Below are 15048 nucleotides of genomic sequence, written 5' to 3' on the forward strand. Positions count from 1 at the left end.
CATGGCACTCATCAACAGCCTGGGAACCAGCCTTCAGAAAGCAAGCCATGACGCTTTTACCGAGCGTCCCTTTGCTGATCCGGAACCCATTCAGGCCGAACTGATCGAGCTGGACCAATGGATTACCCTTGTCACGGGGTTACAGCCACTACCCGGCAACCGGATACTGGCCGCTTTGCGCCAATACCGTGCCGACAGGCGCTTTTCCAGCATCCTGCACGCGCGGCATGTCTGTCATGGATGCCTGGTACTGTATGACCAGCGCCTTCCCCTGCTCATGGAAGATGCGCAGGCATTTCCCATGCTGTTGCAGTACGTGGATCGATTTCACCATCGTCCGCGTCTTTTCAGGCGCTGTTTCCAGGGATTGATGAGCGCTTATTTTGCCTATGAACCCGGCATTCCGAATCCGTCTGCCGGCCCCTATCACAACCGTGAGGTAGGCTGGAGAAACCGGCAGATGCTCCGCGAATTTTTGCAGCGGCGTCAATCCTGTATTCAAGCAGAAAATTTTAATCCCGACTGGGTCAATGCCATTGCCGAACACCCGGATATTTTCTCACCCAATCCTTCTCAGGCCTATGTCAGCGCGGCACTGCAAAATGACTTTACCGCTTTTGAAAATGTGTGTGAACGCCTGAATATCGGCACATCATCCTGGTTTGCGCGCGGGCTGGTTTACGAGCAGGTGGATAAAATTGTTGAAAAACCGGATACCGAATTCAAGCAGCATATCAATATATCGATCAACCTGTTGAACCGGCACCGCTGGTCTGTTGATAAAGGGCTGGCAAAAATCATCAACCGCTATGCGGTCAGTGACGAAACCGAAACCAACTCACGCCTGCGGGACTTTTCTGTTTCACAATGGAAAAACCCCTGGCTTGCCGAACAGGCTCAGGGATGGAAACCCGTCAGTACAGAAGCCAGAAAAATGGTTTCTGTCTGGATCAAGCAGCATCTGGTACGCCAGTTTTTCTGGATACTGGCGCAAGGAACCCCCTTTGATGTGCGACGCGCTGAATTCTGGATGCAATACCATCACCGGATTGATGCCCTCTATTTTGCGCTGGGCAGCCATGCCAGCAACAACGCCACGCGTGACTTCATTGAAATCCGCAGGGCCATGGAAGGCCATCTGCTCGGACTCGACAGGGCCGGGGCACCGGATAACAATGCCTGTATTCTGATGATGGGGAACCATGCCATTGTGGAATTTGGCGATAACCATACTCCCGCATACATCTATGACAGGCGCACCCAACTGCCCTTTGAATTAAAGCGGGGATTCAAGGTGACAGGCGCCGAGCTGAGAAACCAGCGGGCTGCCGCCTTTGTCCAGATGCTCGAACACCGTGACACCAGGGAAAACCGCTGGGAAGCAATCTTCGAGGCCGCCCTGATACGGCTGAATATCCGTAAAAGAAACTGAGCGTATGCGCTTTTTGTGAAAGCCGATCAGGCATTCATAAGATTCTGCTTGAATGTCGAAAACATTTCCAGGGCAGCCTGCCTGTCCCGGGGACTCTCATATCCCGGAACCGGGTTATTCAGCCGGTTAATCACGGCATCCACAGCATCAATCGCAGAAGACGTGCTGGAACCGAAAAAGTCTGCCTGGTTCAGCGCCATATTGCCCTGGGAATCAATCCCCCCGCTCAAGCGAGCTTCTGCCATGAGAGACATCATTGCCAGTTGATTGACATAGTAGCTCTTGTTTTCCCCATCCAGCCCCAGCTCCTCCCGGGTTTTTTCCCAGGCCTTTTTAACGGAATCGGATGATTTGGAGAGCAGTTGATCCACCGGTGTTTTTGTCGCGGTGGTACTGGATGCGCCAGCATTCTTTTTCATTGCGTCCATGGCCTCACTTAGCTTCACCTTGAACGATGGTTCGGATTTTGTCTCGGCTTGTTGAACGTCAGCGCCTTTTGACGACACACCTGACGTCGCTCCCTGAAAGATGGACGATACAAGACTGATGCCAACGGAGGCAAGGAGGCCGATAGCCATAAATACTCCTGCAAAACTGCTGAAAAGAGTTTTATGTTATCGGTATAAAAGCATTTTCAAAACAAGGGACAAAAGGCACTTTACCCCCTATTTCAATGTAACAGAATTCCCTTTGCCCTGATCAATCCACCCTGATTTTGTTTCGGGCAAACTGGATGGCCGCGATCATGAGAAGAATGGGGATATATGCCTCATAGATCTCTTCAAAAGAAGAGCATCCCGTATCCCAGAAAAGACTCATCGCTTCACCGGTATAACGCTGGTAATTAGCTGGATAGCGGTCAATGAATTTGGCAAACACCGTCACAGCGCAGGTCGTGGCAATCGTCCAGACCACCGCATTTCCCCTGAAAAACTCCCGGATCATGAAAAGGGTGTAGCGCTTCAGCAGATAAATGGCAATCACAGCCCACAGGAGCAGAAAAAGACCCGCCACAATCTTTTCACTGATCGGGTTAGCCGGATTAAGAAAAAACCGGATTTTCAGCGCTGTCGTGTCTGTCTGCGTCAGCCAGTGCTGGATACCTAGCTCACGAAACAGCGCACCCAGGATAACAAACTCAAAAAGCCAGAAGTTGAAATTCTGCTTCCGGTTGTTATCCCTCGGGCGATAAAGATAAACAACAACCAGGGCAATGATATACAGGCCGATTGTGAGGTAATCATCAACAATAAAAGTCATCCGGATCGCGGTATCCCTGTCCAGCAGGAACCAGTTTGCCAATGGAAGGACTGCCAGGCAGATAACCAGGATGGGTGAAAAAAGCGGATGATAAAACCAGCTTCTCCTGCCGGAATAGAAATAATTGCGGGACACGATGTGATAACCTCGGGTTTTGCCGGAAAACGGCATTATACGCTTTTAGGCGACCTGTGCTATCAGGATATACCGCTTGAAAGCGCTCTCCCTTCCCTTGCTATGGCGCAGAGACCGCCTCTTCAAAAAATGCCACCATCAGATCCTGATAACGGCTGCCGTATTGCCTTGTCATCGCATCGATATGGCCCCCGCCCTCGATAGTGACAAGCTGTTTTGGCGCTTTTGCCTCTTCCATCAGCGCAAGGGAATGCGAATAATCCACCACATTGTCACTGGTGCCGTGTAACAGCAAAAGGGGAACAGGAGCAAGCTGTGCAACCCGCCCTGCCGCACAATAGGTATCATCCGCCTGGGGCCGGTGCTCCGGGATCCGGTCCCGAAATGACAGGGAGTATGAATATACCGGGGACTCGGCAAAAACAGCGCGTACTCCTTCAGGACTGGCAGAAGCCGCCGCAATCGCCAGCATACCTCCCATACTTTGCCCGAAGACAAACAGCTTTTCCGTATCAATATCCGGACGGGAACGAACATAATCCAGTGCGGCAACCGCATCCTCAAACACCCCTTTGGGTTCCGGCACCCCATCAGACTGGCCAAACCCCCGGTAATCAAAGGTGAAAAGATGGTATCCACGCAGCGGCAGCCATTGGGCCAGTTGCCAGTGCGCTGTCATATTCTGTGCGTTGCCGTGCATATGAATGACGGTTCCTTTTGCCTGGCGTGGATCAGCAAGGCCTTTGGCATAGATAAACCAGCCCGACAGACGGGTGCCATCAGCACTTTCGAAAGTAACCTCATCAAATGCCATCCCCCTGCTGTAAGGCGAGTCATACACTTCGTCATCAGGAGAATAAAGACCTCTGTATCGACCAGGCATAATGACTCCCTACCTCCCCTGCAAACGGAATGTCACGGGAATAGATACCGCCATTGGCTCACCGTCTCCGGTATAGGGAAGCGGCTTCCATTGGGGCATGAGATGAACCACACGCAAAACGGCTTTCTCAAGCAAAGGGTGCGCGCTTTTGACAATGCTCGCATGCACGATATTTCCATACCGATCAATCATCAACTGGCAGACGACTCTTCCGGAAATGCCCTGCTCCTGCGCAGCCTGGGGATAAGTCACCCGCTGCAAAATATGGTTTCTGATAGCGGAGAGATTATCCTGCGATACGCTCGCCTTTTTTTCGGAAGCCGATTGCCGGGATGATTCACTTTCCATTGCCTTTACCGCCATGTCATATTCGCGATAAACAGCATCGACTGTCGAGGGAATATTGCGGAATCCCCCTGGAATTCGTCAAGAATATCCACCTCCCGCTGCACAGCCACTTCAATACCGGATGTCACCCTTCCACGGGAAACCCGCTCATCATAAAGCGCCTGAAAACGGATTCTTCTTTCCACCATCTCATCAATGGTACGGCTGCCCCAGGGATTTTTCAGGGGAATCGATCCATCCCCGCCAGCGAGTATGTCATCCGCCAGTTGAAACATGAGATTCATGTCATAACAGACATCGTCAGGGAACACTTCTTTTCCTTCCACCTTTTCCCCAAGCGCTTTCATGTAAGGCGCAATCCGCTCTTCAAAAATATCAGCCATGCCGGAGCATTCGTAGAAATAACCGCGCATTTGGAAAGCCTGTCCCATCTGCTCACGGGTACAAGCGGCATGAAGAATACCCTGCCATAACAGGCCCGACAAAAAAGGAGGATAAAAGAAAGTCTGATGCGCATACACGGCATTGTAACGTCAGCCTGCGTTTTTGCACGTACCAAAGCAGGCGGCTCAGCCCTGGCAGCAGGAAATAAAAAACCCGCGTCACTGACGCGGGTTTCACAAAAACAGTCAATACCTTACATAGTAAACACCCTATCAGGATTGCATGCTTTGTGCTTCATGATGAATCTGTTTAGCCAGTACCGTGTCAGGCGTCCCGTTTTCATAAAAGCCGGTAAAAACAAGACCGACAACAAGAAAACAGGCAACACAGCCAGCTAAAAGTGAACCAACACCTTTATTAGTTCCAGAAGACATGATTTCAGCTCCTAATTTAAAAGTATTACTCTCCTAAATTCTCAACTGAACTCTCCTTGGCGCTATTAGAACACTATTTTCTTTCCCTGTAAAAGCAGCCTCAACACCTGATTTTTTTAACCCCATGTTTTCTATCAGATAATATTTATTTACATGGTTTTATCTGCAGTTGTATTTTTGAGACACCGTGTCACCTGGATGAAGCAAGGCCGACATGTTTGCCAACAACTCTTTCAGCCGGTCGGCAGGCAAGGCCGACTGAAGGACTCATATTGAATCCGGGGATACTCCATCAGCAACCCCACCTGAGCCGAGAATAACGGCATGGCATATCAGATTCCCACTACGCAGGAAGCGCTCCCATCGCACGGAGATAGGGAAGCTGCTCACGCGCAAAATCAGCGGCTATAGCGGCAACATGCGGCAGCACATTTTCCGGCCAGAGCGGATCACCGCCGCTGTCCGTAATGACCGTGCCGCTGTCCGCGTATGTCTTGCATACAAAGTCAGCCCAGTCTTCAGGCTCCTTGGCGCCGTCAGCCCGAGCAAGCAGGAAAAGCCGTTCCATCCGCGTGGCAGCAATACCCGTACCTGTGACAGGTGACGCTAGAAAAGGCGCGCCTTCGCCAGCCTTCGCCTGTTCGCAGAGCACACGGTTAAGACGAGCACAGGCATCGCGTGATTCCTGCGAGACATTCTCACGGGCTACATGAAGATAGCCCGCGCATGTCAGTATCGCCAGAAGGTAGAGCAACTGGTCTTCCTTCATACCAGCCAGCCGCCGGTGATTCTTGAGGAAATCAACCGATTTGGGTATGCAGGATTTTTCAGCCAGCGTCACCAGAAGCGGCACAATGGTTTCCTCGCGCAGGATGATCGAACCAAGCTGTGTAGGAATGGAAAAGCGCTCCAGATTGTAGAAAAAATCCAGCGGATTGCTCAGGGCAAAGCACAAGCCATTAAGACGCTCCTGACGTTCATTAGATGAAAGCAGACGCAAGTCTTTCATGTACAAGTCCGCACGGAATGCGCGGTTTACCGCAAAATCATATAGCGTTTCACGCATGGCAGTATTAGGCGCAGCATCCAGGGCGGAAAGCACTTCCTGCGGCAGGTAGGCGTCCAGCCGTACCTGCGAATGCATCGACGTGACAAAGCCGCATTGCGCAGCTGTCAACTCTTTTGCCACATCCTCAAAATAAAACGGCTGCCAGTTGCGATTCATATACTCGTGGGCGAGATATTGCACCGATTCCCCCTGGAGGCTTTCAAGCTTTTCCTTCACCTGCGGCTGCTCGGCAAAAAACGCCGCACCCGATTCTGCGAAAGACTTTGCGAAAGCAAATGCCTGCCGCGTCTGCGTTCCACTATCAAGACCCGCACCCATGGCATCAACATAACGGATCATCAGTTCACGTGCCGGCATGAACGAAGCCCAGCCCGGCAGTGCGTTGTAGCTGACATAAACAATACCGCCAGGCTTGAGATGGCGGCGAATGATGTTCTGGATATGCTCCCGGTTTTCTGCGTTAATCCAGCTCCACACACCATGCAGGGTAATAACATCAAAAGCCGGAAGATTGCCTGCCTCGCCATAAGCTTCAAGATCGGCAAAACTCATATTCAGCGCATGAACATTACCCAGCCCGGCAGCAGTTGCCATACCCTGAGCATTATCCGCGTGCTCGCGCATAAAATCCGTTCCCCAAAACTCACCCCGCACCGCAGCGGCGTGAATATTAAGCGAAAGCCCCTGCCCGTAGCCAAGCTCCAGATAGCGGAAAGGCTCACCCTCGGCGCACTCAGGCAGATCGGCCCCACTCATCAGCAGGCAGAACCGGATGAAATCCGGCGTCAGCTCACGCTGAAAATGGGAAACATAAGCAAGGTCGGTGACATATCCTTCCGTATGGGTGCGCATTGGGCTTTCCTTCCTGTTCCGGGCAAAACTTTGATTTTATGGCTTCCCAGCACAGTGCGCAATGCGGGGGGTAATCCCCCCACTGATTAGTTTGAATTGGAAGTAGAATTTTCTTATGAAGGAGGTTCTACATGAAGAGAAGGAGGTTCTACATGAAGAAGTCGAGATTTACCGATAGCCAGATCATGGCGATATTAAAGCAGGCCGAATCCGGGATTCCCGTACCGGAGTTATGCCGTGAACATGGGATGAGTTCAGCAGCGTTTTACAAATGGCGAGCCAAATATGGCGGCATGGATACTGCCATGATAACCAGGATGAAAGAACTTCAGGCCGAAAATACCCGTCTCAAGAAGATGTACGCTGAAGAGCGCCTCAAAGCAGAGATACTCAAAGAAGCCATCGAAAAAAAGTGGTAAGGCCATCTCAACGGCGGGAGATGGCCAGGCGAGCCGTTGCCGACAAGAGGATATCCATCCGTCTGTCCTGCGAGACATTCGGGGTCAGTCAAACTTGTTACCGGTATCAAAGCCGGAAAAATGCCGAAAACGAACAGATTGCCCAATGGCTGATGCGACTGACAGACAACAACCGCAACTGGGGATTTGGCCTGTGTTATCTGCACCTGCGCAACGTCAAAGGATTTGGCTGGAACCACAAACGCGTCTATCGCATTTATCGTGAACTTGAATTAAACCTTCGTATCCGTCCCAAAAAGCGCATGACAGGGGAAAAGCCGGAAATCCTGAGTGTTCCCCAAAAGAGCAACCAGGTCTGGTCGATGGATTTCATGCATGACCAACTGGAAGATGGCAGAAGCTTTCGGTTATTGAACCTCATTGATGACTTTAACCGGGAAGCGCTGGGTGTCGAAGCCGACTTCTCCATGCCTTCAGAAAGGGTTATTCGCTGTCTGGAACAAATCATTTCATGGCGAGGGTCGCCTCAAGTGATCCGTTGCGATAACGGCCCGGAATACGTCAGCGCCACATTGCAGAACTGGGCACATAAAAGAGGCATCCGAATCGAGTATATCCAGCCGGGGAAACCCCAACAAAATGCTTATGTGGAGCGCTTTAACCGGACAGTGCGATATGAATGGCTGGCTCAATATCTGTTTACCTCAATTGCAGAGGTACAGGATTTCGCTACCCGATGGGTCTGGCATTATAATCATGAACGCCCAAACATGGCCTTGGGCGGCATCACACCTAAACACCGGTTGGCCATGACCGCATAACGCTACTTCCGATCCACCCTAAAAAGGGGGGATTACCCATGTACCCCAACCGGTTCTGGACTTGAGGGTCCCTGGACGCATCCGCTTTGAGGAAACAGGCTGCGGCTTCCTTGTATTTCTGTTGTTTATATAGTGCCATGCCATCTTCCTTGTTCCCGGCAAAAGCCGTGACACAAAGGATAAAAGCCAAACCTGCGCAAAGGGTCTGCTTTGATATTTTCATGTTATGTACTTTAAAGTGTGCGATTCACAGACATCATTTCAATTTTCTGACAGCCAAATCGCGCTGATAACTCTGTTCCTGAATGCGCTCTTTTTCTGGATAAAAGTTTTCCAGTACTTCTTCAGAAAAAGGTGTATCGTCGATCAACTCGTGAAATCGATCCACAGGTGTTTTTCCATTATGGGCACTGTGAGGACGGTCCCAGTTGTAGTAATGCTGCCACTCTGCCAAAAGGGAGTGTAGCTCTGGATCATCCAGTCTGATGGTGGCATAAAATTCAGCTTGGTCTGTTTTCTGCGAACGTTCAACCTTTCCATTCAGATGCGGAGAGCCGGGTTTGTTGGGGCGAAATTTGATGCCGTATTCCCTGAATTTTTCCTGGACCTTGATGGCAAAAAATTCCTGACCTCTGTCAGTCTGAACGCGCTGAACAGGAAAGGGCATTTCATCTACCACATGCTCAATAAAATCAAGAGTATTGGCTGCTGTGCGACGGCTGTATAGCCTCAAGACCCTGTAACGGGTGCAATCATCTATGGCCGTGTATTGAAATAGTCCTGACGCTATTTTGCAGGTGTCCATCTGGACACGATCACCGGGAATCGGGCGCTCATACCGGATAAATCCTGCTTTTTTTCGGATTTTCAGAACAGGTTTTACCTGGTTGCGTATGAGTATTTTGTGGATAGTTGCCAATGACAAAGACAGATCGTGGAGGCGCATTATTTCAGCCTGAATCCTGCGAGCACCAAGATTACGGGAACGCCGTATTTCAAGGATGATTTCTTCTGCCTGAGGGCTGACTTTTTGGGCTGGTGAATTTTTTGGGCGGCGACTCTGGCTGACAAGTCCTGCTACCCCGTGTTCCTGATAGCGTTTCCACCATTTCCTCAGAGTTGGTCGGGATATGCCGCATCTTCGGCAGACCAACCCGGCATCACCCGTTTTCTCATAGAGTTGCACCCACTGTAATCTCTGTTGTATTTCTCGTTTCATCAACGCATGTTACAGTGAAACGATGTGTATGAATCACACATTTAAAGTTAGCCAGAATGATCTCTATCCATTGAAAAAGCTGGGTAGTGATTTATTTCAGATTCACCAGCCGTTCTTTTGCCTGCTCATTTCCCTGTGCGGCTGCTTTTTCGTACCAACTCTTAGCTTTGACGATGTCCTTTTCCAGATACAAGCCGCGCTCATATTCGTAGCCAAGAGCGCCCTGTGCCTTTGCCACGCCATTATCAGCTGCTATGCGGATCAACTCTATTCCCTTATCTGGCTGCTTCCTGATGTTCTTGCCGTAGATATACATGTAGCCTAACTGGTAGCAGGCATCATATGAGCCATTGACTATTGCTTTCTGATACCACTTCTCCGCTTGCTGTCCATCCGTTTTTGTGCCTACGCCAAAGTCATACATATACCCGACATTGAAGAATGCTTCTTTCGTGTTTTGCTCTGCGGACTTCAGGTACCATTTGAAAGCTTCTTCCGGGTTCTTCCTGACACCTATCCCCTTGAGGTAACACCAGCCCATCTTGAATTGGGCGTGGGGATCATTCTGTTTTGCCGCCAGGGAGTACCATCTGCAAGCTTCTACAGCATCTTTCGTGAAACCAGTGCCGTCCTCGTAGAACGTCCCCGTGTTGTACTGGGATTCCGGTAGCCCTTGTTCGGCCGCCTTTTTGAACCATTTTGACGCTTCAAGCAGATCTTTTTTTGTACCAAGCCCTTCCAGGTACATCCCTCCCAGTATTTCCTGGGATTCGGCGTCGCCTGTCATAGCAGCTTTCTTCATGAGCGGAAAGGCTTTTTCAAGCTGACCGGCTTTGAAGTACTGAATGGCATTCTCCTTGTCTCCTGCAAAAGCACTGCTATACAACAGTGTTATTGCAGCGAAAAGGAAAGGCAACAGATTTGCTTTTTTCACGAGATCTCTTTCGGTTATTGGTCTGACAAGGCATTATAGCGGCCTGATCCTTAAAAGACCTGATTCCCGGATAAAAAGGGGAAGACGCCAACCTCCCCCTCAAGTAAATTCGCCTGTCAGGGATCAACGTTTAAATGGATTGGTCCAATCTTTCCTGACACCATCATAAGTATCCAGAAACTCCTGCCTTTTCACATCTGGAAGAATCTTGATGAAAAGTTTCATGGCCGTAGCGGTGGACGAATCGAGTGTATCTGCCATGCCGTTCAGTCTGGCATGTGCCTCGCTTTCATCGGGGCCAAATCGAAACTGGCTGTTATGCTGAATATTTTCCAGGCGGATCTGATCACGCTCATCTGCATTGTAATAATTGTTTGCCATCATGTTCATCAGCTTGGCTGATCTTGTGGTTGATGCAGCCTTGCCTCTGGTGCCAACAACTAATGCGGCCTCGAAGATATACTCCCCAAGAAGTGTTTCATAACAAAGTCGCTTGACGTTGTTGTAGGTCTTGACGGGGTCTTTCGGATCAATAACCTGTGTAAGATTGATGAAACCCTTTTTCAGATCCCGCGTCTTCCGGTTATTTTCTTTGATCCATTGATCAAATGCAGCCTGATCCTTGATGATCCTGTCTTTCGTCGGAAGCATCTCATTGATTGCAGCTACGCTCTTGGCAGCCATACCGGTTTTTTCCAATGCAGCCATCTCCAGGGCATCCCCCCACTGCCCTCCCAATTCCACATCATCATCATCGATCCAGTCATGTTCCGCGGTACCCTCCATGGCACCCCCACCCCAATCCGCCAGCTTCTGGACGAAATCGTGATACTCATCAGCCGAATCTTTTATGAGACTGGGATTCCTGTTGCCAGCATCAATGGAATCAGCGGTATTTTGATAATGTTTCCGGTAGGTATCTGCTACCGGGCTGGCAGCAAGGCCTGCCATCCTGTTGGTGAAATTCGACTCTGTCGTATTTGAGGCGTCAATTCCCTCCACTCTGCCTTTTTGCAGATATCCCTGCATGGCGGGAAGATATTCCATACCGGCATTGTTGTTCGTGGATGCTACAGCGTAAAAACCCTGCCTTACGGGGCGATCTCCTGTCTTTGGAGCCGTAATCCCTTCAGTGCTTTTTCGCGCTTCCCAGTATGTCTCGTTTGTTCTGGCAGGCTGTGGATTGGCAACCGGATTGTATTTCAGATAACCATCAGCCAAATCCTGTCCATCAGCATTCATCCCCGCCACAACAGAACCGGCAACCTGGTTTGCTATCGAAGGAGGCTTGTCCGCTGTAAAATTGGACATTAATCCCGCGTCATTGGCTCTATGAGAAGGAGTTGTCTCCTTGTTTGAGGCCGGTTCCCAGGTTTTCATTCCTTTGGGAAAGTCGCTGATTTTGAAGTCTGCGACAGACTGGCCGGCCTTGCTCCCGAACCCGTTTTCAGGTGAGCTGCTCAAGCTGTTGGTTTTTCTGATGATCTCGACTCCAGGATGTTTGTCATCGTCATCCCACAGCGAGAACATGTTATACATGTTATTACTCACGGCATCGCCATAATTCGGCATCTCGAAAGGCCCGCCAAGAGTTCTTCCATTATTTGATTCTGTCATATTAAATCCTTACCAGTAAGTTATTGAACCGGGGGCTGCAGTCCCCTATAGAAAAAACACAGCAATCGCTACGTGCCTCACTGTTATACCGCGCTGTCAACCCCCTTCAGAAAGTTTGTCCAAACTTTGTCCGCATCGCCCTTTAAGCAAGTGCTGTAGCGAGCTTCAGGAAATAAACCACCCGTTGTTTTTTCTTTTTTATCTGCGCGTCTGCTGGAAAATTCGAGGAAATACCCAAATCCATTGTCATTTGCACTGATTGTTTCCGGAAATAAGAAAGAGAGTTCTGCTTGACGGTAGGGATTTGATACCACTAAGCTGTGGTAATTCCTGAAAAAAAGGAAAGGGTTTGACAGCCCTAGACTTGGCGAGAGCCGCCGTAAGGCGGTTTCTCGTTATACATGGTCGCCTCTATGGGCAGGCCGTGTGGGGCATATATGGACACCTCCCGAATTGCAAGAGACAGTTGATAGGGCACGGAGGTCGCTGCAGCCATATATACGGTCTTTGATGCAGCCTGATATGGCTGCTGACTCATGATGAGATACGCTGGTTATTGCTCTTTCACCTTCTCGGATTCACGATCCATTGCCCCGCTCGATATGCAATAACCCGACCCTGTTTATATTTTTGTGTAAGTGCGGATTTTTTCCTCAAACGAAAACAGCGATTCGATCTCCGAATTCAATCATAAACCGGTTCAGCGCCATCTTCCAGTTTTTGATGGGCATTGACCATTTCCTTGCTGCATCGTTAATCGCCAGGTAAACCACTTTTCTGGCAGAATCATCCGTTGGAAACAACTTGCGCTTTTTGATCGCCTTGCGAATGACGCTGTTTAACGATTCAATCGCATTGGTCGTGTAAATCGCTTTCCTGATATCTTCCGGATAGTCAAACAGCGTATTGAGATTATGCCAGTGACTGTGCCAGCTTTTGCTGATCTGGGGGTATTTTGCATCCCATCTTGCAGAGAAGGCTTGTAGCGCCTTTAACGCTTCTTCTTCGGTGACAGACCGGTATATCTGCTTCAGATCTGCTGTCACAGCCTTGTAGTCCTTCCAGGAGACAAACTTCAGGCTGTTTCTCACCATGTGAACAATGCACAGTTGAACGCGAGTTTGGGGGTAGATGCTGTGGATGGCGTCAGGAAAGCCTTTTAAACCATCAACACAGGCGATCAGGATGTCTTTGACGCCACGGTTTTGCAGCTCGGTCAGAACGGAAAGCCAGAATCTCGCCCCTTCATTTTCAGCAAACCACATGCCCAGCAGTTCTTTTTGTCCTGACAGGTTTACTCCCAATGCCAGGAAGATGAATTTGTTGATGACTTGTTTGTCCTGGCGAATCTTGACGACGATGCCATCCAGGTAGACGATGGGGTAGATGGCTTCTAAAGGTTTTGTCTGCCATTCGATGATGTCATCAATGACGGCGTCTGTTATTTTGGAAATCAGGGCCGGTGATATCTCCGCATCGTACATTTCCAAAAAGGTGGCCTGTATTTCCCGGGTACTCATGCCTTTGGCGTAAAGGCTGAGTATTTTGTCTCCCATGGTACGAAAGCGACGCTCATGTTTTTTGACGAGTTGTGGCTCAAAGCTGCTGTCCCGATCCCGGGTACCGCCAGTTCAAGGGGACCGTCTTCGGTAATGAGCTGTTTTTTGCTGGTGCCGTTGCGGTTGTTGGCGGCTTCTGTTTTCTCATGTTTGCCGTAGCCCAGGTGGGCGTCCAGTTCGGCATTTAAGGCGGCTTCAACTGTGACTTTTGTCAGCATCCGACGAAAATCAGCCAGGTCTTCCTGGGTCTTGATGCCTTTGGCCGCCTCTTTGGCTAACGCTTCTAACTCTTCTCTTTTCATGCTTATCTCCTTTCAACTACGATGATAAGCACTTACACAAATTTTAGGACAGGCTCGAAAATTGAGCCTGTTCTGTATAAAGTCCATGGATCGCATCAACACCATCGAAGACCTTCAAGATTTGATCTCGTTTTTCCAGTTCTTGAAAATGAGCCTAATCAACACAGAGAAAGCAGTTGTGCCATTTTCAGCTCATAAATTTTTCCATCCATCAAAAAAAACGGGCGAAATTCGCCCGGCATTACGTCTGTCTTTGAGTATTCAGCATTTATTTTTGGTGCCTCTTGAACTATGCACCCATGAATTTTTAAGAGATGTTCTCCCCCGCTCGTATTCATATCCCAGCACCATATGGGATATATCATTATCCTGATCCGTCGTTTCACATTTAACAAAAGGGAAAACCACATGTGCAGTTTTCCCCTCTTGAATAGAATCAGCTACCTCATATCAGAAAGTCAGTCCTCAAGCATTCGTCTCGCTTGCACCTGTTCAGGATCAGGGTCCTTCTCTCTTCGCATTGACCTTTCATCTTTTGCCCGCTTTTCCCACACTTTCCCTTTGATCTCGTCCTTTTTTTGCCCGAGTTTGCCAAGAAGATAAGTATCAGTCAAGATATCCATTGCTTCAGGACTTCCGTTGTCAGCCGCTGTCCGATACCACCTGAAAGCCTCTTTCAAGTCCTGTTTGACTCCAATACCATAATGGTACGAACGCGCAACATCATATTGTGCACCGGCATCATCCATCTTTGCCGCAATCATGGAATATTTGAATGCATAGGTACGGTTTTTGGGTACACCCAGCCCATCATAGTACAAGTCAGACAAACCACTCACACAACAGGTATCACCATGCTCAGCACCTTTGTCAAACAACATTTTGGCATTGGCATAATCCTGAGGCACACCATCACCTTCCTTGTACTTTATTCCTAGACGGCACAGGGCATCCGTGTTGCCCTTCTCTACTGCCTTGACATAATAGTCAATGGCCTTGTTTGTGTCCTGGCTTACACCAATACCCCGATCATACATATGGCCGAGATTGTTCATTCCAGCGCTTGATCCGAGATCGATCGCTTTCTGCTGCAGGGCAGCCGCTTTTTTGTCATCGCGTTTTACGTACCTGCCCTGTTCATACATCCGTCCCAGATTGCTGAAAGCATCAGGATAGTTCTGTTGTGAAGCGCGTGTATACCATTCAAACGCCGATTTGGCATCTTTGGGCACACCCTGACCGTTCAGGTACATGTACCCCAGACGGTTCTGGACTTGAGGATCCCTGGACGCATCCGCTTTGAGAAAACAGGCTGCAGCTTCCTTGTATTTCTGCTGTTTATATAGTTCCATGCCATCTTCCTTGTTCCCCGCAAAAGCC

Annotated in this window: 14 protein-coding genes and 1 pseudogene; 3 read left to right on the forward strand and 12 right to left on the reverse strand. The window is 49.5% G+C overall.

What is annotated here, in order from left to right; translation table 11 throughout:
* Position 1: 1 nt before the first annotated feature.
* The gene (locus NB640_RS01625; protein WP_269309402.1) at positions 2 to 1432 is read left to right on the forward strand and encodes an EH signature domain-containing protein; all 1431 of its coding nucleotides are present in this window, start codon (positions 2 to 4) and stop codon (positions 1430 to 1432) included.
* Between the two features lie 26 nt (positions 1433 to 1458).
* Here NB640_RS01625 and NB640_RS01630 read toward each other — a convergent pair whose 3' ends face one another.
* The 7 genes from NB640_RS01630 to NB640_RS01660 all read right to left on the reverse strand — a co-directional run bounded on the left by NB640_RS01630 (position 1459) and on the right by NB640_RS01660 (position 6797).
* Entirely contained in the window at positions 1459 to 2010 is a 552-nt protein-coding gene (locus NB640_RS01630) for a hypothetical protein (RefSeq protein WP_269309403.1), read from the reverse strand.
* 121 nt (positions 2011 to 2131) lie between these two features.
* Positions 2132 to 2827, reverse strand: coding sequence for a hypothetical protein (locus tag NB640_RS01635; RefSeq protein ID WP_269309404.1), 696 nt, complete (start codon positions 2825 to 2827; stop codon positions 2132 to 2134).
* 100 nt (positions 2828 to 2927) lie between these two features.
* Positions 2928 to 3710, reverse strand: coding sequence for an alpha/beta hydrolase (locus NB640_RS01640; protein WP_269309405.1), 783 nt, complete (start codon positions 3708 to 3710; stop codon positions 2928 to 2930).
* Positions 3711 to 3719: 9 nt separating this feature from the next.
* Entirely contained in the window at positions 3720 to 4073 is a 354-nt protein-coding gene (locus NB640_RS01645) for an energy transducer TonB (RefSeq protein ID WP_269309406.1), read from the reverse strand.
* Positions 4064 to 4441: a hypothetical protein gene (locus tag NB640_RS01650; RefSeq protein WP_269309407.1), complete on the reverse strand. Its 378-nt coding sequence runs from the start codon at positions 4439 to 4441 to the stop codon at positions 4064 to 4066. Before NB640_RS01650 ends, NB640_RS01645 begins: the two co-directional genes overlap by 10 nt.
* A 273-nt stretch (positions 4442 to 4714) precedes the next feature.
* A complete protein-coding gene (locus NB640_RS01655) occupies positions 4715 to 4876 on the reverse strand; it encodes a hypothetical protein (RefSeq protein ID WP_269309408.1) in 162 nt (53 codons plus the stop codon).
* 343 nt (positions 4877 to 5219) lie between these two features.
* Positions 5220 to 6797: a class I SAM-dependent methyltransferase gene (locus NB640_RS01660; protein ID WP_269309410.1), complete on the reverse strand. Its 1578-nt coding sequence runs from the start codon at positions 6795 to 6797 to the stop codon at positions 5220 to 5222.
* Positions 6798 to 6949: 152 nt separating this feature from the next.
* Between NB640_RS01660 and NB640_RS01665 the strand changes: the two genes are divergently transcribed.
* Positions 6950 to 8037 (forward strand): IS3 family transposase gene (locus NB640_RS01665; RefSeq protein ID WP_269309411.1). Its coding sequence is split into 2 segments (ribosomal slippage): positions 6950 to 7202 and positions 7202 to 8037, totalling 1089 coding nucleotides; the frame shifts between segments, so codons are not numbered across the junction.
* Between the two features lie 256 nt (positions 8038 to 8293).
* On the opposite strand, the gene NB640_RS01670 is transcribed toward NB640_RS01665, so the two are convergent.
* The 4 genes and pseudogenes from NB640_RS01670 to NB640_RS01685 all read right to left on the reverse strand — a co-directional run bounded on the left by NB640_RS01670 (position 8294) and on the right by NB640_RS01685 (position 13668).
* A complete protein-coding gene (locus NB640_RS01670) occupies positions 8294 to 9256 on the reverse strand; it encodes an IS481 family transposase (protein WP_269309412.1) in 963 nt (320 codons plus the stop codon).
* A 91-nt stretch (positions 9257 to 9347) separates the two neighbouring features.
* Positions 9348 to 10190, reverse strand: coding sequence for a tetratricopeptide repeat protein (locus tag NB640_RS01675; RefSeq protein ID WP_269309413.1), 843 nt, complete (start codon positions 10188 to 10190; stop codon positions 9348 to 9350).
* A gap of 123 nt (positions 10191 to 10313) precedes the next feature.
* Complete coding sequence (locus NB640_RS01680) at positions 10314 to 11807, reverse strand: hypothetical protein (protein WP_269309414.1); 1494 nt, start codon at positions 11805 to 11807, stop codon at positions 10314 to 10316.
* A gap of 653 nt (positions 11808 to 12460) precedes the next feature.
* Positions 12461 to 13668: pseudogene (locus tag NB640_RS01685) on the reverse strand (IS256 family transposase).
* Between the two features lie 85 nt (positions 13669 to 13753).
* On the opposite strand from NB640_RS01685, the gene NB640_RS01690 reads away from it, so the two are divergent.
* Positions 13754 to 14041: a hypothetical protein gene (locus NB640_RS01690; RefSeq protein WP_269309415.1), complete on the forward strand. Its 288-nt coding sequence runs from the start codon at positions 13754 to 13756 to the stop codon at positions 14039 to 14041.
* Between the two features lie 85 nt (positions 14042 to 14126).
* On the opposite strand, the gene NB640_RS01695 is transcribed toward NB640_RS01690, so the two are convergent.
* The gene (locus NB640_RS01695) at positions 14127 to 15020 is read right to left on the reverse strand and encodes a tetratricopeptide repeat protein (RefSeq protein WP_269309416.1); all 894 of its coding nucleotides are present in this window, start codon (positions 15018 to 15020) and stop codon (positions 14127 to 14129) included.
* Between the last annotated feature and the right edge of the window lie 28 nt (positions 15021 to 15048).

The sequence above is a fragment of the Oxalobacter vibrioformis genome, assembly GCF_027118995.1.
Taxonomy (GTDB): Bacteria; Pseudomonadota; Gammaproteobacteria; order Burkholderiales; family Burkholderiaceae_D; genus Oxalobacter; species Oxalobacter vibrioformis.